Source organism: Shouchella shacheensis, from assembly GCF_001484965.1.
GTDB classification, from domain to species: domain Bacteria; phylum Bacillota; class Bacilli; order Bacillales; family Bacillaceae_D; genus Shouchella; species Shouchella shacheensis.
The window spans coordinates 1-19,617 of record NZ_KQ947398.1; the positions used below are offsets into that span (position 1 = coordinate 1).

Genomic DNA, 19,617 nt, shown 5'->3' on the forward strand with positions numbered 1-19,617 from the left:
GCGAATTTCGGGGTGGATTATCTCGAAAAACATTCACTCTTCAGCGCTGGTGTTTCAGCAACCTTTATCTTTCTGTTTATTCTCTTTGGAAAGTTTCTTGAAGTGTCAGGTGCCGGCCAGTTTTTTATCAATCTAGCGGTGGCCGCTATGGGAAAATACCGCGGGGGGCCGGCAAAAACAGCCATTGTAGGGAGCTCTATTTTAGGGACGATTTCAGGAAGCGCTGTTGCCAATACCGTCACAACAGGGGCGTTTACCATTCCACTTATGAAAAGAACGGGTTATAAAAACCACTTTTCTGGGGCTGTAGAAGCCGTTGCCTCTACAGGCGGACAAATTGTCCCGCCAATTATGGGTGCCGCGGCGTTTATTATCGCTTCGTACTTAGGGATGCCCTACATAGATGTTGTGGTGGCAGCCATTATACCAGCTGTCCTGTATTATTTATGTTTATACGTTCAGGTAGATCTCCGTGCAAAGCGCAATCATCTGCATGGGCTGCCAAAAAGTGAATTGCCTGTACTTTGGACGGTATTAAAGAATGGATTCTTATTCTTTATCCCGCTCTTCATCATTATTTTCATGCTTGTTTCTGGATTTTCCCCGATGAGAGCTGGCCTTTTCGCCATTGTTGCCGTTATCGTTGTGGCTATGGTGAAAGCGTCTACACGATTGTCCCCGAAACAACTGATTAAGGCGCTGGATTTAGGGGCAAGAGCTTCCTTGGAAACAGCAGTAGCCTGTGCGGCAGCCGGGGTTATTATCGGGATTATTAGTTTAAGTGGAATTGGATTAACGTTCAGCAGCATGATTATTCAATTTGCTGGAGGAAGTCTCCTGCTAACTCTATTTTTAACGATGGTTACTTCTATTGTTTTAGGGATGGGCCTTCCAACAGTTGCAGCTTATATTGTTCAAGTCCCTTTAACCATTCCGGCTTTAATAGAACTAGGCGTCGCTCCCCTAGCAGCTCATTTGTTTATTTTCTATTTTGCGATCATCTCAGCCATTACCCCTCCAGTCGCTCTGGCAGCCTTTGCAGCCGCTGGTATTGCTGGTTCAGAGCCGATGAAAACGGGATTAACAGCTTTGAGGCTCGGCATTGCGGCGTTCATCGTGCCTTATATGTTTGTGTACGGACCCTCCCTCCTATTAATAGGACAGCCTGGTGATATTGTGACCAGTGTTGCAACTGCTCTTGTGGGGATTCTGGGTGTCGCTGCGGCGGCTGAAGGCTGGGTGTTCCGACACGCCCTTTGGTATGAACGTGTTTTGCTGTTTGCTGGATCGATCCTCTTGATTCAACCGGGCGTATGGCTGGATGTGCTAGGTGTGGCGATGTTAGTTATTGCTTTACTGCTGCAAAAGTTCACGTTCCCTAACAACGCAAAAGGAAAAAGTGTCGAACAAAATGTTACAGCTCAATAGGAGTGTGATGGAAATGAAAACGATCGCGGTAATAGGCTCAGGTGTGATGGGGAGAGGCATCGCATATGTTTCCGCCCTGAACGATTATAGGGTTCACGTGAATGATATTCAGGCTGATGCCCTGGAGAAGGCAAAGTCTTATATAGAAAAAGAATTGAAAAAGAGCGCAGAGAGAGGGTTTATTCAAACGGGAGATGTCGAGCGGTCTCTGGGTAACCTCACATTTTCAACAGATTTACAGGAGAGCGTAAAGGACGCAGATTTGGTGATTGAAGCTGTACTTGAAAAAATGGATCTAAAAATAAAACTATTTAAGGACTTGGATGCCTTATGTCCAGAACATACGATTTTGGCCACAAACACGTCAACGATGAGTCCAACAGAAATCGGTGCTCAAACGTCACGGCCTGATAAAGTCATTGCCATGCATTTCTTCAACCCTGTTCACAAAATGAAGCTGATTGAATTAATTAAAGGACTCGATACTTCTCAGGAGACAGTTAAGAAGGTACAAGTGGCTGGCGCCAAAATGAAAAAAGAGACGGTGGAAGTCAATGAGTTTCCAGGGTTTGTAACGAGCAGAATGAACTGCTTGATTGGAAACGAAGCAATGAATCTGTTGATGGAGGGAGTGGCCTCTGCGGAAGATATTGACAAAGCCATGAAGCTAGGGTTGAACCATCCAATGGGCCCGCTTGAACTTGCGGATCTCGTTGGACTGGATTCTAGACTTAGAAACATGGAGTATCTTCATCAGACATTAGGGGAGAAGTACCGGCCTTGTCCTCTTTTGAGCAAGTATGTAAAAGCAGGAAGATTGGGAAAGAAAACGGGGTCTGGTTTCTATCAATATGAATAAAGATCGTTGCTCAATCATTAATTGCGTACGGAAGAATTTAGCGATCAATACTACAGAATCGGAGAGTGAAAAGAATGGATTTTAACTTTAGCGAAGACATCGAACTACTAAGAGAAGGCGTGCGAAAGTTTGTCAAAGAGGAAGTAGAAAATGCAGCGATGGAAATCGAGGAGACAAATGAAATCCCAGAAAGAATTCAAGAAATGACAAAAGAGATGGGGCTGTTTGGTCTCAGTATCCCTGAGGAATACGGCGGTCTCGGGCTCGATATGGTTGGAAAGTGCGCTATTTATGAAGAGCTTGGCAAAACTCATAACGGATATACGACACTTGTAGGCGCTCATACAGGGATTGGGAGCGTGGGTATTGTGGAGCTTGGAACAGAAGAACAGAAACAGAAATATCTGCCGAAAATGGCGACAGGCGAATGGATTGGAGCCTTTGCTTTGACAGAGCCGAGTGCGGGATCAAACGCTGCGAATGTAAAAACAACCGCTGTAAAGAAAGGCGATAATTACATCATTAACGGCTCCAAACACTATATTACAAATGGCCTGGATGGACATGTGTTCACGGTCATGGCCGTGACTGACCCGGAAAAAGGGGCAAAAGGCATTACGTCTTTCATCGTGGAGAAGGGTTTTCCAGGGTTTAGAGTGGGGGCTATTGAAGAAAAGATGGGCCTTCGCGGTTCTCACTCTGTGGAATTATTCTTTGAGGATATGGAAGTGCCTAAAGAGAACGTGTTAGGAGAAGAGGGCCAGGGATATATTAATGCCTTGAAAATCTTAGCGAATGGTAGGGCCGGCCTTGCTGCCCGTAATCTTGGTTCGTGCGAAAGATTGCTAGAACACTGCATGGACTATGTTTTTGAGAGAGAGCAATTTGGCAAACCGATTTTTGAACAACAAGTGATTCAACATAAGCTTGCCGACATGGCGATGGAAATTGAAGCTCTCCGCGCTCTGACGTTCCGTGTGGCATGGATGACAGATCAAAACAAGCAGATCATTAAGGAGGCCGCTATTGCCAAACTATATGGTTCTGAAGTATACAACCGCGTAGCAGACGTAGCCGTGCAGATTCACGGCGGGCTTGGCTATATGAAAGAATACCCGATTGAGCGTTACTACCGTGATGCCAGAATTACAAAAATTTATGAGGGGACTTCTGAAATTCAGCGTAACATTATCGCATCACAATTGGAAAAAGAAGCTAAAAAAGCCGGTAAAGCAGGGGTGAAATGATGAATAATCCCGTCATTATTGATTCTGTACGGACAGCAATTGGAAAAATGGGCGGCACCTTACAGGAGGAAGTCGTAGATTTTCTTGGGGCAAGGGTTATCAAAGAAGTTGTAGAAAGAGTAGGTATCGATAAAAAGGAAGTAGACGAAGTCGTGATCGGGCAGGCAAAACAAAGTGCCGACTCGTCCAATCTCGCCCGCCTTGCCCTCCTGCGGGCCGGCCTTCCAGTCGAGGTGCCTGGTTATACCGTTCACCGGCAATGCGGGTCTGGTCTCCAGGCCATCAACAGTGCAGATATGCAAATCCGTTTAGGTTTAGCGAATACCATGATTGCGGGCGGGGCGGAGAGCATGAGTACAGCTCCCTACTACATTCGCGATGCACGATTCGGGTTTCGAGCTGGGAATGGGTACATTCTTGATCCGAATACGGAGAGTCAGCCCAATTCTCAGCCTATCGAAGTGTATGGCAACTTGACGATGGGGCTGACGGCAGAAAATCTGGCAGAAAAGTATTCGATTTCAAGAGAGGAACAAGATGAGTTTTCTTTTCGTAGTCAGGAAAAAGCAAAGAATGCGATAGAGAAGGGATCTTTTGAAAAAGAAATCGTCCCGTATGAACTAAAGAAAAGAAAAGAAACAATGACCTTTAGTACAGATGAACACCCGAGGCTTACACCGCTTGAAACGCTAGCAAAGCTCCCGCCAGTATTTAAAGAAGGTGGGACGGTCACAGTAGCGAGTTCAAGTGGGAGAAATGACGCGGCGTCTGCTCTCTTATTGATGGATGCAAAAAAAGCTGCGGAACAAGGCTTGACCCCAAAAGCGCGCATCATCGCGCAGGCCTCCTCTGGTGTGTCTCCGGAGATTATGGGAATCGGGCCGGTGTATTCCACTCAAAAAGCGTTAAAGCAGGCCGATTTACGTCTAGAGGATATTGGCCTTATCGAGTTGAATGAAGCATTTGCCGCGCAGACCCTTGCTGTTGTAAAGGAATTGAATATGGATGTAAGCAAGCTTAATGTGAATGGAGGCGCCATTGCCCTGGGACACCCGATTGGAGCAACAGGAGCTATTCTTATGACAAAGATGCTACACGAGATGGAACGGCGTGGAGAAAAATACGGACTGGTTACCTTGTGCATTGGCGGCGGCCAGGGGATCTCTACCATTGTGGAGAACGTGCAAGTGTAATAGGGAGCTTTATTTATTTTAGCTTCCCCTTGTTAACCTTGTATTGCTCGCCGCTTGCCCAGAAAGATGAAGAGTTCCGATATTGCTAATCCTGCCTGTGAGAAGAAAAGAGGGAGCCAAGGTGACTCATCGCACGGAAAAGAAAAACGTAGTAGAAGCCATATTTTCAGAGAGTCCATTCTGGAATTTCATGGGATTTGAAATAGAGAGCTTTGAAGAAGGAGCGGTGTGCCTAAAGGTAGAGGTAAGAGAAGAATTGAAGAATGTTATCGGCACACTGCATGGGGGTGTTTATGCCGCGATGATGGATACGGCCATGGGCATCACCGCTCGTTCCGTTGAAAATACCCCTTTGGCCACCATAAATATGAACGTCAACTATCTCCGTCCTGTATCGGAGGGAACCATCTATGCAAAAGGAAGGGTTATTAATAGAAGCAGAAGCTTATTTACCGTACAGGCAGAGGTGATGGATGACAAAGACCAATTAGCTGCGCATGCGGTAGGAAGTTTCAAACGGGTGAGGCCGAGGGAGTAGAAATGGGCTATTCATTCAATTGATTGTAGAGAAAAGTGAGGAAGACTGCTTCTTTGTAATAAAGGAGAAATAGAAAAGGATGCAGTTAAGGGTAATGAACGACTGCATCTTTCGTAGATAGAGGGAGGTCTAAGATGAATATTGCAGTAGTTGGAGCAGGCGCAGTTGGAGGGTTTCTTGGGGGAATGCTAGCGAAAAACGATCACAATCTGTCTTTTATTGCAAGAGGGCCTCACCTTGCTCAAATGCAAAAAGTAGGTTTAAGACTCGTGACGACAGCGGGAGAAAGCCACATACTTGCCCACTTTTCTCATTCATTTGAATGCTTGAGGGAGGCAGATCTTATTTTATTTACGGTGAAATCTAATGACACTTACGATACCGCTCAGAAGGTACGGCCTCTTGTAAAAGAAAATGCTTCTATCCTCACCTTTCAAAATGGAGTGAATAATGAAGAGATACTTTCGAATCTATTTGGACAAGAAAGAGTACTCTCAGGTGCTGCCCACGTTTCCGCGAAAGTGGCAGCTCCCGGTGTGATAAAACAGGAGGGAACTCATCTGTTTTTTATAGGGGGAGGAGGGAAAACGAACGAGAAGGAGGTGAAACATATTGTTCAAACCTTTCAGCACAGCGATATCCATACAAAACATAGTGATCGAATGATGGAGAGAAAATGGGAGAAATCGCTTTGGAATGTAACGTTTAATCCGCTTTCCGCTGTAACTGGAGCGGCAGTTGGTGACATACTAGATGATTCCGATTTGTTTGAGACGGCGCAGATGGTGTTGTATGAAATGGTGCAAATAGCCAGTCAGTTAGACATCGGCATTCGCAGCAAAGCTATAGATCGTGTGTTTGAAGATGCTTCGCTGGTAAGGCATCATAAAACGTCGATGCTACAGGATAGAGAAAAAGGAAAGCCAATGGAAATCGAAGCTTTATGTGGTTATTTTGTAAAAAAAGCAAAATCCTTAGGAGTCGAAAGCCCTGTGCTTCATACTCTCTATTCTTTATTGAAAAATATAGAAAAAAGTGGAGCGTATGATGGATAAGGCAGAAGAGCTGGTGGATGGTTAATTCAAAACTAAATCATACATTCAAAAACGAATCAATAGAAGAGCTGCTGGATTCAGAAAAGAGATTCAATAATGTATGTTTTAAAACTGAGAGTTTGGAAAGCGTTTTCATAAGCGCTTATTTTATTTTGGCATAGATCTTGCTTAGCTATTACGTACAGGGTTGAACGAAACATGCGGGCATTGCTTCTAAAGCAAAACAGCAAAGGAAGGGAGGAGCTAGATGAAGGCGGAAGAAGAAAAAGAAAAAGAGATCCATTTAGAGGTGAAACAGGAAGAGAGAAGTAATTTGGAAGAAGCGCTTGATCGAAATAATGGCTGGTCAACTGCCTATCGTTCTTGGCGTTTGCTTTTATCGGTGGTTTGTATTGGCCTTGCCCTTTATATTTTGTATACAGCGGCGTTCGGGGGAATGCCGGCTTGGCAGCATCGGGCTGTATTTACTTCGATCGCCCTCTTCTTATGTTTTAGCTTTGTTCCCTATAAGAAGGGGCGGTCGAAGCTGCATCCTCTTTTTGATGGATTACCTTTGGTGCTGTCTGGTGCCCTGGTTCTTTTCACCTATTTCTCCTATCCAGATATCACTTTTCGAAGCGGAAGTGTGATCACCATCGATAAAGTGATAGGAACGGTGATGATGGGCTTAATTGTTGAAGGGGTGCGGCGTACCATTGGTATAGCTATGGCAGTTCTAACCTTGTTCTTCATTGTCTATGTGTTTATTGGACCGTGGTTTCCGGGTTTGGCTGGCCATCCGGGCTACAGCTATGACCGGCTCATTGACACCATGTTCATTTCAACAAACGGGATATTTTCGGACCCTATTTATATCGCTTCGACAGTGTTAATTTTGTTTTTGCTGTTTGCTTCCATATTGCTGCGGACGGGGGCTGGTCAGTTTTTTATTGATTTTGCCTTTTCATTAACAGGGAGGATTCGCGGAGGTCCTGCTTTAGCGTCGGTTCTTTCCAGTGGCATGATGGGAACGGTAACAGGAAACGGTGTGGCAAATGCTACCATGACAGGACCCTTTACGATTCCGCTCATGCGTACGGTCGGATATTCAAAAAATTTTTCCGGCGGAGTCGAAGCGGTGGCGTCACAGGGAGGGCAGATTATGCCTCCGATCATGGGCGCAGCGGCTTTTATTATGGCTGAGTATACCGGCATCCCCTTTATTCAGATAGCAGGTTATGCCCTGATCCCTGCTGTATTATATTTCTTTACTGCAAGTGTGATGATCTATTTACAAGCGCGAAAGCAAGGGTTAGAAGGAATGCCAAGGCATAAGCTTCCTCGTTTTGGTGAAGTGGTCTTAAAAAGAGGCTATTTGATGCTGCCCCTTATTCTTATTGTGGCTTTGATGATACAGGGGTACAGCCCAATGCGCGCTGGAATGTGGGCGATTATTTCGCTACTTGCCATTAGCTTGCTGCGAAAAGAAACAAGGCTGTCCGTTTTGAAAATGCTGGGAGCCATTGAAAAAGGCATTCAAAATTCGATCGCTACCGTCATGGCATGTGCAGGTGCAGGGATTATTACCGGAGCTGTTATTATGACAGGTCTTGGGACGAGATTCTCCCGCTTGGCTATAGATTTATCTGGCGGTGAGTTATTGCCGATGCTGCTGTTAATCATGGTCGCTTCTATTATTCTGGGGATGGGGATGCCTACCGTATCCGCGTACGTCATCTTGGCGACTGTCGCGGTGGGAGGCTTAATAGAATTGGGAGTATCTGTTATATCCGCCCATTTATTTGTGTTTTATTTTGGGATTTTTTCTGGAATCACACCTCCCGTGGCGATCACTTCGTATATTACAGCCGGAATAGCAGGAGGAGGGCCGATGCAGACTTCCTTTTACTCTTTACGGATAGGAATTGCAGGCTTTTTGCTCCCTTATATGTTTATTTATAACCCCACGATCTTACTTGAAGGCAGTGTACCTGCGGTTATTTTAGGGGTGACCACATCAACTATTGGCCTTGTATCCTTTGCCTGCTTTCTCCAAGGCCACGCGGTCACAGCAGCGAGCATTTGGCAGCGAATCTTGTTTTTATTGTCTGCCATTTTGCTTGTTACCTTTGACCCCCTCACAGATGCGCTAGGGGTCGCCATATTTATCAGCGTTTGCTTGATGCAGTGGTATAAGCGCAGGTCTCAATCAATCGCGCATTTAGAAGAGAGGGGAGAGGCAAGCGGAAAATCTTAAGCGTAGTGAGAGGCGGCCGCATGGGGGTATGCGCATGAGGATGAGAGGTGTAAATAGGGATTGTGGAAAAGAGATTAAGGTAGCAACAGCCAATTTGGTAGGATGCTCTATTTGAACGGACGAGAAACTCAATATGATAGGGAAAGAGGGATAAGATGAAAAAATGGGGACTAACAGTAGGGACAGCCGGACTTTTGGCCTTGGCAGGGTGTGGGGGTGAAGGGGCAGGAGGGGATGCGAATGATGACTTAATGCACTCTCACATCTCGGGCCCAACGGCTTCTGGCTGGTATCCACTTTCAACGTTAATGACAGATATTTGGATGGATGATATTGAAGGAGCCAATATCACCGTAGTCGAAGGTGGGGCTATCGGCAACATACGAGACGTGAACAACGGAGAAATGTTAACGGGCATGGCGTTTGCTTCCGATTTCGCGGATGCTGTAGCAGGAAGGGGCTCTTTTGAAGATGACCCTCAGGAAAACGTCATGGGAATTGCTGTTCTGTACCCAACGTTGTGGAATTTCGCCGTGTTAGACTCTAGTCCGTATGAGTCAATCGAAGACGCGTTAGAAAATGGAGCTGACATTATCCCTGGGGAAGCAAGCGATGCAAGTGCTCAAACAGCAGAGAGGGTATTCGAAGCGATGGGGTATACTCTGGAAGATATTGAAGCGAACGGTGGCAGCGTAACCTATAACGGGTACGGAGATGCCAACAATCAAATGAGAGATGGCCTCATCGATATGGTTGTTCAAGGAGGATCTCCTTACGTTACTGGGCTCAGTGAATTAGACGCAACCAATCCGATTCGACCGCTTTCTATACCAGAAGAGGCATTGGAAAAGTTAGAGGAGGCCGGTTTTGGATACACCGTTGATTTGGCCATCCCAAGTGGCTCGTACGCCAACCAAGAGGAAGATGTACTGACCGTCACCACCATGGCTATGCTCGTTGTGAATGCAGATATGAATGAAGAAACCGTCTATCAACTGACGAAATCTTTTTGGGAAAATGTAGAGCGATTTCAAGAAGAACAGCCGAACCGCGGAAACTATTTTGATCCCGAAATTGGGTACAATGAATTAGTCGACCCTGAAGAAAACATCCACCCGGGGGCAAAGCGCTACTATGAGGAGATTGGGGTGGTAGAGGAGGAGGGGTAGGGCTGCCTAAATTCTCCCTATCGCAACCTAGCGTCGTCTGCTTACTGGTCGGGCAGGCAGCACTAAAAAAGACGGAGCTTAGGGTTCCCAAGCTCCGTCTTTTACTTAAAGGCTACTGAACTGCCTGATGTATGTGCAGATTCATCCACCTGTAATAACCATCTATTCCAAATCGATCACATCTGCGGAATGAATGTCCTCCACCGTCAGTAGTTCATCAATCACCGCGTCCTCGACATGTTTATCCACACCGACCATCATAATCGCTTTTCCGCCTTCTTCCTTACGTCCCACTTGCATCGTGGCAATATTGACTTCGTGCTTGGCAAGGAGTTGCCCCATTTTGCCGATGACGCCTGGTCGGTCTGAGTGCTGAATGTATAAAATATGGCCTTTGGCGACGATATCAACAGAGAACCCGTTCATGCTGACGATCCGTGGGCCGTATTCCTTGATATAGGTGCCTTTCATTTCAAACGTTTTGTCCTCGCCTCGCACGATGGCATGAATCAAATTAGAGTAGCCGTAGGAGTTGCCCACTTGCTTTTCTCCAAAGGCAATGCCACGTTCTCTCGCGATCAGGCTGGCATTCACATCGTTCACAGCGGCATCCACGCGCGGTGTTAGGAAACCGGCCATCAGGCTTCGCGTCGTTATGGCTGTATCTTGATCCGTCGCCTCGCCGCTATAGAACACTTCAATATCTTGAACTGGCACGCGCATGACCTGAGAAAGCACCTTGCCCATTGTCCTTGAAAGGTCATAATACGGCTTCACCTTTTCGTAGATTTCTTTGGAGAGCGTCGGCAAGTTGATCGAATTCACCGCGGGTTCCCCTTGTAAAAAGCGAAGCACTTCCTCAGAGACCTGGGCAGCGACATTAAGCTGTGCCTCTTTTGTAGAGGCCGCAATATGCGGTGTGGCTACGACATGGGGGTGTAAGGTTAAGGCTTTATCTGTGGCCGGTTCCTCTTCAAACACGTCTAGAGCCGCTCCGGCGACGTGACCGCTGTCTAAGTAATGCTTCAGCGCTTCTTCATCAATAATGCCTCCGCGTGCACAGTTGACGAGAAAGACACCTGGCTTTGTTTTGGCAATATTATCCATACCAAGCAAGCCTTTGGTTTCTTTCGTAAGCGGTGTATGCACCGTGATAATATCGCTTGTCGCAAGCACTTCTTCCAGCTCGCCTTGGTGGACGCCGATTTTTTCTGCACGCTCTTTGGTGAGGAACGGATCAAAGACGAGCACACCCATTTCGAAGGCCTTCGCTCTTTGTGCGAGCTGTGTGCCAATCCGTCCAAATCCAACGATTCCGAGCGTTTTTCCTCTTAGCTCCGTTCCTTGGTAAAACTTGCGGTCCCATCTGCCTTCTTTAATGGACGCATTCGCTTGTGGAATCTTGCGAAGGAGAGCGCAAATCATCGCAAACGTGTGCTCTGCGGTTGAGATTGTGTTTCCGTCTGGTGCGTTAATAACGACGACACCATGCTTGGTCGCCGCATCAATATCGATGTTATCAACGCCTACGCCGGCTCTAGCGACAATTTTAAGCGAAGGCATCCGCTTCAGTACTTCTTCGCTCACGGTTGTCGCACTGCGGACAAGGAGGGCATCAAAACGCGTCAAGTCCTCGACCTCATCGATCGTTGCTTGAACGCATTCGACCCCCTCATCCTCAAGCAGAGGAAGCAGGCCCTCCTTGCTCATCGCATCGGAAACGAGGATATGGAACGTTTTCTCTCTTTGTTCCTCGCTTGTTTTTGTCTCCATCACTGTTTGATTGGCCATCGAACTCCACTCCTTTTATGTGATAAAAAAAACCGCCCCTCACAGCGGTTTTCGCTGTGAGGGGCGGAGTCATCCGCGGTGCCACCCTCATTCATGCACAGCTGTGCATCTTCATTTGCCCGGTAACGGCGGGGGCCGCATATGCCTACAATTTCAGCATATGAACTCAGAAGGGCTATCTAAGAGGCGTCAACCTGGTTTGCACCATCCACCAGTTCTCTGCGCTTGACGCTGTCTTGTCATTCTTCCTCAACGTTTCTATCAAAATGTTTAATTGTTAGATAATTTATCATACGTGTTTTACGATGTCAATCGTTTTATAGAAAAACCTAGAAAACGGCTAAAAACGAAGAAGAATCAGTGTTTTTTGTCCTTCGCGAGTGGAATAAAGGGAGGCGTTGTTCAAATGAAACCCATACAATGGTTTCTTTGGCACTGAGAATATTCGTCATTAGTCTCATTCGTATTTTAGTGGATCGCCGTTGAATGGTTCATCTGCGTACTTAATGGAATCGGTTGGGCAGCCGTCCTTCGCATCGATCATATCATCCTCAAGTTCCTCTGGCACCACTCGTGTGCCGGAGTTGTGATCAAGGAAAGCAAAGGCAATGCCCTCCTCATCATAATCATAAACATCTGGGGCAGTGAGTCCACACGCTCCGCACGCGATGCAGGTGTCGGTGTCCACGATGGTATATTTAGCCATGATCTCACCTCGATTCTCATTCATTGTAAAACAGGTGGGGGGTAAATTCAATCAAGGAACCTGTGTTGCCTCAATCACTGTCTTCGAAAAACGACGCCTGCTTATTTCCTCAAAATCCGACGTCATCTACGCTTTTTTGATACAATAGAGAGAAGAAAAAGGATGAACAAATGGAGAGGCGGCGTGGCGGAGTTGAAGACGGATCTATTGCTTCTTGCCTGTGTCAAATTTAAGGGGGAACGCTCGGTTTACGGCGCCTATCATTTGCTTCAGGGGAAACGGTCGGCGCAAACGATTCAAGACGGGGCTTTCTTTTCAGCACTTCCACTTTTTGGATTGCTGCGCTCTTTAAAAAGGGAGGAAGTCCCTGCACTGGTGGGTGAACTCGAGAACCTTGGGTACCTTAAGAGGGAGGCTGAGCTTGTCTACCCAACGGAAGCAGGTATTCGCCATGTACAGCGTTTTTTAAAACAACATTCTTATATCGCAGACATCGACAACTGGGTGTTTGGCAAACGTTCGCGCCCATTTTGGCAAAGGTTGACACTTGTCGTCCAGACCCTTAGCCACCTAGCGGTCAAAAAGTCGTTTGTCCCTGTTGTGCAAGAGTACGAGATTCAGCAGTGGGTCAAACGTTATACACCCAAAAATACAAACGCTAGAAAACAGCTGCGCACGCAACTTTACGAGGAATGTCGAGCACTGCTTTTGGAGGTGTCCGAGCAGCAAGCGCTGGTATTTGTCGGGCAACTATCAAGGCCAGGAAGAGTCGGTCTGACGATTGATCAGCTGGCAGAAAGGCTGGGGCTTGTAAAAATTGAGGCCGAGCTGATGCAGCTCGCCACGCTTCATCGCATTTTCCGCCAGCTGGACGCCAACCCGAAGCGCTTTAGGGTTCTTGCTTCTTTCCTAGAGAAGCCGGATGGGGACGAGCACGCTACAGCGACGGCGTCGGCAAGGAAAACGGCGCAGCTTCTCACTAGAGCTAAGGCCGTGGATGAGCTGGCGCGCCTCCGTCAGCTTAAAACAGCGACGATTGAAGATCACTTGGTGGAGCTCGCCTTGTTTAACCTTGACTTTCCCATTCGGGACTATCTGTCTTTGGAGATGGAACAGGAGATTCTCGCTCGAAGCAAGGAGTTAAATACATTGAAACTAAAGACCATTAGAGAAGCACTAGATTCTCAAGTGAGCTATTTTATGATACGACTGGCCTTGACGCGAAAGGATCGTTCCTTATGCTAGAACAGGCACTACGTACACACTTCGGCTATGATTCGTTTAAACCTGGGCAAGAGGAAATCATTGAAGCCCTTCTCTCCAGACAAAATGTGCTAGCGATGTTGCCGACAGGGACAGGCAAATCGCTTTGCTATCAGCTGCCAGCACTCGTGACAGAAGGGCTGACCATTGTCGTCTCTCCGCTTCTATCGTTGATGGAGGACCAAGTGCAGCAGCTAAGAAGCAGTGGAATGAAACGCGTGGCGTCCTTCAATAGCTTTCAGACGAGGGAGGAACGAAAACGGACGAGTTCGCTCTTGCCACAGCTTGATTTATTATACACCTCCCCGGAAATGCTGCAGTCCAAGTGGCTTCTTGAGCGGCTTGAGCATGTAACCGTCGCTCACTTTGTTGTCGATGAAGCGCACTGTATCTCCCATTGGGGCCATGATTTTCGGGCGGATTACCTGCGCTTAAAGCAGGTCAAAAAACAGCTTGGCGATCCCCCTTGCCTTGCGATAACTGCTACCGCGACACCGCGTGTGAGAGAGGATATTTGTGAGCAGCTTGATTTGCGCCACAGATTGGATGTGATCCATAGCGTCAATCGCTCCAATATCTACTTGCAAGTAGAGCAGCATGAACGTACTATGGCCAAGCTTGAGCGCTTGAGTTTGCTTGTCGGGACATTGCAGCACCCGGGGCTTGTGTATGTGCAAAGCAGACGACAGAGCGAAGAACTCGCCTCTCGGCTTAAAGAAACGCATCCACATCTGCGGGTGAGTCACTATCACGGGGGCATGGAGAATGCCGATCGTTTGTTGATTCAACAACAGTTTATGGCGGATCAATTGGATCTTATTTGTTGTACGAGCGCCTTTGGCATGGGGTTGAACAAGCCGGACATTCGTTTCGTCATTCATTACCATTACTCGCTCGATATGGCCTCTTACATTCAAGAGATTGGCCGAGCCGGCCGGGACGGCGGGCCGAGCCTTGCTCTTTTGCTCAGCACTCCTGAGGATGTAGGCCAAGCAAAAGCCATGCTTGAGCGAGGGAGGCTGCAGGCCAGTGATTTGGACTGGCTGCTTGCCCCTTTGCAAGAGGGGGAGGCGCTCGCGGATGATTGGTTTGAACAGCGGTTTGAGGCGTTCGGAGCAGGGAACGGCATGTGGAAATCGATTCGTTTTCTCCTAGAGCAACTGGGGGCAATAAATGAAGGGGTCGTTCAACCGCTTGATCGCTACGCATTAACAGAAGCACTGGCGCAGAAGCTTACGAACCGCTACGCCGAGCGGGAAGAACGGCTGCGGGCCTTTCTTTCGTGGACGGAGCGAACGGCCTGTCGTCGCGAAGGAATGCTCCGCTATTTCAACGAGGAGCCCCTTAGCCAACATCCGTGCTGTGACAAGTGTGGAGGTGATCTCACTTTGTTTCAAGCAAAGGAAAAGAACCACCGGCCAGACCGATTTTCCTGGCAGGAGGAGCTCGCGCTTCTCTTCGGTGAGAGGGAGGAACAACGTGATGGCGGCCCCTACTCGTGAACAGTTGAACGAAATGAGCGACAAAGATGTCTACGTTAGCGTCTATCTATCGCAGTTGTTTTTGCTCGCCCTTGGCCTCGGGCTCAGTTTTGTGTTTTTCTCTGGGCCGAAGGAGCTGTTAGCCTCCTTTTCTCATCAACCTTCCCAGGCGCTTGTCCTCGGTTTTCTTTTTGCGCTTGTGGTTGTTTTTGTGAACCTGCTATTGTATCGATGGGTGCCAAGGCGTCACGTTGATGACGGCGGCGTCAATGAGCGGGTATGCCAGAATATGAGTGTCTGGCATATGTGTTTCTTTTGCTTCTTCGTCTCTGTGACCGAGGAGTGGTTGTTTCGGGCCGTATTGCAAACGGCCTTGGGTCTGCCGCTAGCCAGTCTATTATTTGCGCTTGTTCACTTTCGTTACGTGAAAAAACCAATCCTATTGGTTTATGTGCTATCGCTTAGCATCGCCCTCGGGTTATTTTTTGAAGCAACGTCAAACTTGGGAGCGGTCATCACTGCGCACTTCTTTATTAACTTTCTGTTTGGGTTAATTCTTAAGAAACGAGGTCGATTTCATGAGTGAACAAAAGAGTAGAACGCTTGAACTTGATGAAGGAATCGAAGAGAGTTCGCTGCCGTCCAGATCGGCCCACCACCAGAAAAAACGAAAGAAAAAAGCGTCGCATAAGCTCCTCACGATTCCGTTTCCTCGCATCTTGTTTGTGGCATTCTTTCTTATTGTCGTTGGTGTTCTTATAAGCTCGCAGTTTCTGTTCTAAAAAAGGCCGCTCGCTCGTAAGCTAGTACGAACAAGCTTACGGAGAGGAGTACAAGAAGTATGAAACCTCCACGTCCTGTTGCGAGTGTGTTGCTCGAAGAACTGGTGTTGCGAAAAGCCAAGCTAGATAAAATGGAGCGAGGCCGGATGTATGCAGGGCTGAGTGTGCTCGCAAGTGCTGTCCTGTTACTCGTTCTTATTAGTCGCACCATCACCATGCGCTCACTACCTTTGGCAGAGCTGACAGCGACCCCACTTCGCATTGCCGTTCTTCTTGTGCTGGCAGGTGCGCTCGCTCGGCTTACAACCTTGAGCAAAAAGGCAAAGAAAAAAGAGAATGAGTACGATGACTTGCGGGCGGAAGTCATCGAGCGTTCAGAGGAGCTTTGGTACGATGATGACGATTGGGCGGAAAGAGCGAGCGTCTTTGCCGCGATGAAAGAAAGACATGATATTAACTTGTACCATAAGTGAAACCGTCCTTGAGGGGGGGGTTTCCTGTTGATATCGGGAGCAGCTTAATTGGTTGAGTCATTTGCCGCTTCGCTGCTGGCATAGACGGATCTAAGGTAGGGATCCATCGAAGGGAATCCGAACAGGTCACCGCATCATGATTGAAGCATTCTTCATGTACGGAGAGGAGATGTCGCCATCTACTGCGTTAGAGGAGACGTCGAGAGCATTGCGAACCGCCTAGAGGGAAAGGAAGAAGCGCTCATTGGCTTCGAAAAGGAGGAATCCCTCGCAATGGCACGGTTCGTAGTGAAAGAGAAGGAGCTCTATTTTTTCAAACCTTTTGTTCTTCCTAAAAAGCAAGGGCAAGGCAAAGCGAAGCAGTTAGTGAAAGCTTTTGAGGATCATGCGGGACGCTTGGGCTGTAGACGATTTCGTGCAAAGTACGCATGGCTATCCCTGAAAACAGCACCCTTTATGAAACCCTTGGCTTCCTCGTTTACGAAGAATACGATGTCCATAAGCCAGACGGTGCGATCTTGCAAGTCGCTTCAATGGAAAAGAAGCTGATTGAAAGAGCTGTTCCTTAAACCGAAGCGCATGACCACGTCTCCGGTTTACGCTTGGGAACCTTTTTGGTGATCGATCAATAGCTATCGCTCCCTTGAGCTAGGCAGCAGAAACGAGGTTTGTTAAAATAATGTCAGCCTAGTAGTTGGAGAGGATACGATGAAGGTTGAAGGGTTTTATCATGTACATTTGAAGGCACCGTATGATGAGTATTTTCATCTGCACGCCGATGTTGAGCCGGATTCTACGTACATGGAAGTCGTGTTAACGGCGATGGCACTCGTTGCTGAACATCCGGATTTTCCAAACAAGCGAAGGCGCAAGCTGGTGACGTTTCTGACAAACGAATCGAAGCTAACGTTGACGTATGACAACCCCGAGCAGTACGGCGTCCAGTTCAATGTAGCCATCATTCTGTGCGGGCATATGGAGCAGCTTTCTGAGCCGCAGATGCTTATAACGGTCGTTGAAAAATTCGTCCACCATTTCTGGGATGTCGATGACGAGATTGAGACGGCCAAGCTAGTTGCAAGTATCATTCCCGGCATCCGCGCGAACGAAGAAGGGGGCTATGTGCTCGGGGCGTAGCACTAATATCCCGCAATAGATACCTCGCACACGAGACTATTGAATCATTTTGTAATTAGGTCGTGCAAATGTGAGAGATTATGTTTTATCCTAAGAAGCAAGGGTATAAATTTTGCAAAAGCATCGAAAAGGAGAGTGGCAGCTTTGGCATTGAAAATACTCTTTGCTTCCCTGATTGTTATCATTGCGGTAGCGGGCGTAATGGCTTCTTCGTTCCTTTTAACGGCACTTGTTTGGAGTGCGGTGGGAATCGCTGGTCTAATAGGTGTCTGGATGTGGGATTTAAGCAGGAAAGACTTTGTGAGCCATTTTAAAAGTCTATTATAGAAAATCGCGAGCTCTCCGCAAATGCTGGGGGCTATTTTTCTTGATTGAAAGAGCTCTTCGTCGGGTACAGACTCCAAGAGAACTAAAACGGAGGGGACGTCATGATTTTTTCAAACGAAGCATTGAAAGATCAACATATTTTGATTACAGGGGCAAGCGGGGGCATCGGGGATGTGATCGCAAAGGTGGTCGCTTCCATGGGTGCCTCTGTTACGATCACCGGCAGAAACGAATCAAAGCTGGGGGCATTAAGAGAAGCGTTAGAGAGCGTGACCGACAAACGGAAAATCTTTGTTAAACGCTGTGATCTTGCCAGGTCTGATGAAAAGCGGAGAACTCTCTGTTCGCGCTCGTAAGGAAGGGGATATGGGGGGAGCGTGGGTGAGCCCAAGGGTTTTGTATGGAATCGAGATTGAGCCATTTGCTTATCAAGCATCTACCTTATACTCTGGCAATCACCTCATGACATCATTACATTCCCATTAATTTCTCCACTTCCGCCCATGTTTCAGCTTGAGCTAACTCTTTTTGCAGCTTTTTCAGCGATTCAAGATTTTCGATGGACTTCATTTTCTCTGCGATCGCACCCATGAAATGTTCAGGAAATTTTACTTTTAAGAATAGGATCGTGGACTCAACAATTTCTTCTTTACGTCCTTCTTTCTCGCGAATTTCCGCATCAATTCGAGCAGATTCCTCATCCAACACCCGTTTGAGCCGTCCTTCATAGGCAAGCCATTCTTTTTGGGACGCACTTAACGCCTCCCAATCTTGAAAAGCATTCCGAAGGGTCTCATCCTTCATGGCGATCTCCTCCAATTCCTTGTATATATCTTCATACACTTTGTTTTTGCGATGGTCGACAATACCGAGAAGCAACAGCCAGCGTGCCAACGTATCATTCCATGGCTTCAGCAGTTTTTGCTGCATTTTCATTCTCCTGTCATTTTCTTATGATTATACCAAAAAAAACGCAACATCTCTGCTGCGCTGCTCACATCATTTCATCTCTTTTACCTCGCACGTTAGCTCTTCCAACGCGTGGTGATTGGGCAACAAAAGTGTAAAAAAGGGAACTTTCTTGTAGAATGTGAATGAGGTTCAAGAGAAAATAGCTAAAGGAGATCTTACCCATGCCACGCTTACAAAACAAAGTCGCCATCATAACCGGCGCTGCCAGCGGGATCGGTTTAGGAAGTGCGAAGCTCTTCGCTGAAGAAGGAGCAAACGTTGTTGCCGTAGACGTTCAGGATGAGCTCTTGAGAGAAGAAGTCGCGAAAATGAACGAAAACGGGGACGACGTTATCGCCATTCATTTAGATGTTACCTCGGAGGAGGAGTGGAAGACTGCGGTTCAGAAAACAGTGGATGCGTATGGTCGAGTAGACATTCTTGTTAATAATGCAGGAATCCATGTGCCGAATAAGCTTCTGGAAACATCGCTGGAAGATTGGCGCCACATGCTGGATACCAATACGACCAGTGTCTTTTTAGGCATGAGAGAAGTTATTCCTGAAATGAAAAAAGCGGGTGGTGGTTCAATTATTAACATTGCTTCACTCGCGGCGTTAACTGGAAGCGGTGCAGCGAGCGGCAATGGTACAGCTTACAGTGCGTCAAAAGGAGCGGTGCGGTCATTGACGAACCACGCGGCGAATCATTTTGCGGGAGACAACATTCGAGTAAACGCCATTTTCCCGGGACCAATTAAAACGCCAATCATGGGCGAGAGACAAGCGACCATTGCCGAAAGAAACAAGGATGTCGTCCCACTCCCGCCTTATTACGGAGAAGCCATCGACATTGCCTACGGGGCGTTGTATCTTGCCTCGGAGGAATCTCGGTTTGTCACAGGGGAAGAACTCATCATTGACGGCGGGTCTGTCCTTTAAGGGAGGACGGTCGCGATCAACTACCCCCACTTACTCATTG

General features: G+C 47.4%; 21 protein-coding genes, 1 pseudogene and 1 other annotated feature. Of the genes and pseudogenes, 19 read left to right on the plus strand and 3 right to left on the minus strand.

Annotation, left to right across the window (positions count from 1 at the left end):
• The 8 genes from AVZ68_RS05265 to AVZ68_RS05300 form a co-directional block, all read left to right on the plus strand.
• Positions 1 to 1,428, plus strand: a 1,428-nt coding sequence (locus tag AVZ68_RS05265; protein ID WP_059103493.1) for a TRAP transporter permease, incomplete at its 5' end; no start/stop codon positions are given.
• A 13-nt stretch (positions 1,429 to 1,441) separates the two neighbouring features.
• Positions 1,442 to 2,287: a 3-hydroxyacyl-CoA dehydrogenase family protein gene (locus AVZ68_RS05270; RefSeq protein ID WP_059103494.1), complete on the plus strand. Its 846-nt coding sequence runs from the start codon at positions 1,442 to 1,444 to the stop codon at positions 2,285 to 2,287.
• Between the two features lie 74 nt (positions 2,288 to 2,361).
• A complete protein-coding gene (locus AVZ68_RS05275) occupies positions 2,362 to 3,534 on the plus strand; it encodes an acyl-CoA dehydrogenase family protein (protein ID WP_059103495.1) in 1,173 nt (390 codons plus the stop codon).
• On the plus strand, positions 3,534 to 4,727 hold the full coding sequence (locus AVZ68_RS05280; RefSeq protein WP_059103496.1) for a thiolase family protein: 1,194 nt from the start codon (positions 3,534 to 3,536) through the stop codon (positions 4,725 to 4,727). Before AVZ68_RS05275 ends, AVZ68_RS05280 begins: the two co-directional genes overlap by 1 nt.
• Positions 4,728 to 4,848: 121 nt before the next feature.
• Positions 4,849 to 5,265 carry a PaaI family thioesterase gene (locus AVZ68_RS05285; RefSeq protein WP_157404587.1) on the plus strand — a complete coding sequence of 139 codons (417 nt, stop codon included), beginning with the start codon at positions 4,849 to 4,851 and terminating at the stop codon, positions 5,263 to 5,265.
• A 134-nt stretch (positions 5,266 to 5,399) separates the two neighbouring features.
• Entirely contained in the window at positions 5,400 to 6,320 is a 921-nt protein-coding gene (locus AVZ68_RS05290) for a ketopantoate reductase family protein (protein ID WP_059103498.1), read from the plus strand.
• A 247-nt stretch (positions 6,321 to 6,567) separates the two neighbouring features.
• Complete coding sequence (locus AVZ68_RS05295; RefSeq protein ID WP_059103499.1) at positions 6,568 to 8,556, plus strand: TRAP transporter permease; 1,989 nt, start codon at positions 6,568 to 6,570, stop codon at positions 8,554 to 8,556.
• A 155-nt stretch (positions 8,557 to 8,711) separates the two neighbouring features.
• A complete protein-coding gene (locus tag AVZ68_RS05300) occupies positions 8,712 to 9,725 on the plus strand; it encodes a TAXI family TRAP transporter solute-binding subunit (RefSeq protein WP_059103500.1) in 1,014 nt (337 codons plus the stop codon).
• Positions 9,726 to 9,887: 162 nt separating this feature from the next.
• Here AVZ68_RS05300 and serA read toward each other — a convergent pair whose 3' ends face one another.
• The gene (gene serA / locus AVZ68_RS05305) at positions 9,888 to 11,516 is read right to left on the minus strand and encodes a phosphoglycerate dehydrogenase (RefSeq protein WP_059103501.1); all 1,629 of its coding nucleotides are present in this window, start codon (positions 11,514 to 11,516) and stop codon (positions 9,888 to 9,890) included.
• A 56-nt stretch (positions 11,517 to 11,572) separates the two neighbouring features.
• Positions 11,573 to 11,778: a binding site (T-box leader), on the minus strand.
• Between the two features lie 195 nt (positions 11,779 to 11,973).
• A complete protein-coding gene (locus tag AVZ68_RS05310; RefSeq protein WP_059103502.1) occupies positions 11,974 to 12,222 on the minus strand; it encodes a ferredoxin in 249 nt (82 codons plus the stop codon).
• Positions 12,223 to 12,384: 162 nt separating this feature from the next.
• On the opposite strand from AVZ68_RS05310, the gene AVZ68_RS05315 reads away from it, so the two are divergent.
• From AVZ68_RS05315 to AVZ68_RS05355, 10 genes and pseudogenes are all read left to right on the plus strand, one after another.
• On the plus strand, positions 12,385 to 13,467 hold the full coding sequence (locus AVZ68_RS05315) for a YpbB family protein (protein WP_059103503.1): 1,083 nt from the start codon (positions 12,385 to 12,387) through the stop codon (positions 13,465 to 13,467).
• A complete protein-coding gene (locus AVZ68_RS05320) occupies positions 13,461 to 14,987 on the plus strand; it encodes a RecQ family ATP-dependent DNA helicase (protein WP_059103504.1) in 1,527 nt (508 codons plus the stop codon). Before AVZ68_RS05315 ends, AVZ68_RS05320 begins: the two co-directional genes overlap by 7 nt.
• Positions 14,968 to 15,552, plus strand: coding sequence for a CPBP family intramembrane glutamic endopeptidase (locus AVZ68_RS05325; protein WP_059103505.1), 585 nt, complete (start codon positions 14,968 to 14,970; stop codon positions 15,550 to 15,552). Before AVZ68_RS05320 ends, AVZ68_RS05325 begins: the two co-directional genes overlap by 20 nt.
• Complete coding sequence (locus tag AVZ68_RS05330; protein WP_059103506.1) at positions 15,545 to 15,748, plus strand: hypothetical protein; 204 nt, start codon at positions 15,545 to 15,547, stop codon at positions 15,746 to 15,748. Before AVZ68_RS05325 ends, AVZ68_RS05330 begins: the two co-directional genes overlap by 8 nt.
• Before the next feature lie 59 nt (positions 15,749 to 15,807).
• Positions 15,808 to 16,221, plus strand: a complete 414-nt coding sequence (locus AVZ68_RS05335; RefSeq protein ID WP_059103507.1) for a DUF2663 family protein — start codon at positions 15,808 to 15,810, stop codon at positions 16,219 to 16,221.
• 207 nt (positions 16,222 to 16,428) lie between these two features.
• Positions 16,429 to 16,623 (plus strand): annotated as a pseudogene (locus tag AVZ68_RS21015) (GNAT family protein); the annotation flags it as partial.
• 26 nt (positions 16,624 to 16,649) lie between these two features.
• Complete coding sequence (locus AVZ68_RS20655; RefSeq protein WP_245628061.1) at positions 16,650 to 16,790, plus strand: hypothetical protein; 141 nt, start codon at positions 16,650 to 16,652, stop codon at positions 16,788 to 16,790.
• 139 nt (positions 16,791 to 16,929) lie between these two features.
• Complete coding sequence (locus tag AVZ68_RS05345) at positions 16,930 to 17,358, plus strand: hypothetical protein (protein WP_059103509.1); 429 nt, start codon at positions 16,930 to 16,932, stop codon at positions 17,356 to 17,358.
• Positions 17,359 to 17,502: 144 nt separating this feature from the next.
• A complete protein-coding gene (locus AVZ68_RS05350; protein ID WP_059103510.1) occupies positions 17,503 to 17,685 on the plus strand; it encodes a hypothetical protein in 183 nt (60 codons plus the stop codon).
• Positions 17,686 to 17,786: 101 nt separating this feature from the next.
• The gene (locus AVZ68_RS05355) at positions 17,787 to 18,041 is read left to right on the plus strand and encodes an SDR family NAD(P)-dependent oxidoreductase (protein WP_059103511.1); all 255 of its coding nucleotides are present in this window, start codon (positions 17,787 to 17,789) and stop codon (positions 18,039 to 18,041) included.
• 115 nt (positions 18,042 to 18,156) lie between these two features.
• On the opposite strand, the gene AVZ68_RS05360 is transcribed toward AVZ68_RS05355, so the two are convergent.
• Positions 18,157 to 18,615 carry a hypothetical protein gene (locus AVZ68_RS05360; protein ID WP_059103512.1) on the minus strand — a complete coding sequence of 153 codons (459 nt, stop codon included), beginning with the start codon at positions 18,613 to 18,615 and terminating at the stop codon, positions 18,157 to 18,159.
• A 203-nt stretch (positions 18,616 to 18,818) separates the two neighbouring features.
• Here AVZ68_RS05360 and AVZ68_RS05365 point away from each other — a divergent pair, with 203 nt between their 5' ends.
• On the plus strand, positions 18,819 to 19,577 hold the full coding sequence (locus tag AVZ68_RS05365; protein ID WP_059103513.1) for an SDR family NAD(P)-dependent oxidoreductase: 759 nt from the start codon (positions 18,819 to 18,821) through the stop codon (positions 19,575 to 19,577).
• Positions 19,578 to 19,617: the final 40 nt, after the last annotated feature.

Coding starts and splice junctions, on each gene's coding strand:
- AVZ68_RS05270 (WP_059103494.1), top strand. CDS start 1,442: ATGAAAACGATCGCGGTAATAGGCTCAGGTGTGATGGGGAGAGGCATC.
- AVZ68_RS05275 (WP_059103495.1), top strand. CDS start 2,362: ATGGATTTTAACTTTAGCGAAGACATCGAACTACTAAGAGAAGGCGTG.
- AVZ68_RS05280 (WP_059103496.1), top strand. CDS start 3,534: ATGAATAATCCCGTCATTATTGATTCTGTACGGACAGCAATTGGAAAA.
- AVZ68_RS05290 (WP_059103498.1), top strand. CDS start 5,400: ATGAATATTGCAGTAGTTGGAGCAGGCGCAGTTGGAGGGTTTCTTGGG.
- AVZ68_RS05295 (WP_059103499.1), top strand. CDS start 6,568: ATGAAGGCGGAAGAAGAAAAAGAAAAAGAGATCCATTTAGAGGTGAAA.
- AVZ68_RS05300 (WP_059103500.1), top strand. CDS start 8,712: ATGAAAAAATGGGGACTAACAGTAGGGACAGCCGGACTTTTGGCCTTG.
- serA (WP_059103501.1), bottom strand. CDS start 11,516: ATGGCCAATCAAACAGTGATGGAGACAAAAACAAGCGAGGAACAAAGA.
- AVZ68_RS05310 (WP_059103502.1), bottom strand. CDS start 12,222: ATGGCTAAATATACCATCGTGGACACCGACACCTGCATCGCGTGCGGA.
- AVZ68_RS05315 (WP_059103503.1), top strand. CDS start 12,385: ATGAACAAATGGAGAGGCGGCGTGGCGGAGTTGAAGACGGATCTATTG.
- AVZ68_RS05320 (WP_059103504.1), top strand. CDS start 13,461: ATGCTAGAACAGGCACTACGTACACACTTCGGCTATGATTCGTTTAAA.
- AVZ68_RS05325 (WP_059103505.1), top strand. CDS start 14,968: ATGGCGGCCCCTACTCGTGAACAGTTGAACGAAATGAGCGACAAAGAT.
- AVZ68_RS05330 (WP_059103506.1), top strand. CDS start 15,545: ATGAGTGAACAAAAGAGTAGAACGCTTGAACTTGATGAAGGAATCGAA.
- AVZ68_RS05335 (WP_059103507.1), top strand. CDS start 15,808: ATGAAACCTCCACGTCCTGTTGCGAGTGTGTTGCTCGAAGAACTGGTG.
- AVZ68_RS20655 (WP_245628061.1), top strand. CDS start 16,650: ATGGCTATCCCTGAAAACAGCACCCTTTATGAAACCCTTGGCTTCCTC.
- AVZ68_RS05345 (WP_059103509.1), top strand. CDS start 16,930: ATGAAGGTTGAAGGGTTTTATCATGTACATTTGAAGGCACCGTATGAT.
- AVZ68_RS05355 (WP_059103511.1), top strand. CDS start 17,787: ATGATTTTTTCAAACGAAGCATTGAAAGATCAACATATTTTGATTACA.
- AVZ68_RS05360 (WP_059103512.1), bottom strand. CDS start 18,615: ATGCAGCAAAAACTGCTGAAGCCATGGAATGATACGTTGGCACGCTGG.
- AVZ68_RS05365 (WP_059103513.1), top strand. CDS start 18,819: ATGCCACGCTTACAAAACAAAGTCGCCATCATAACCGGCGCTGCCAGC.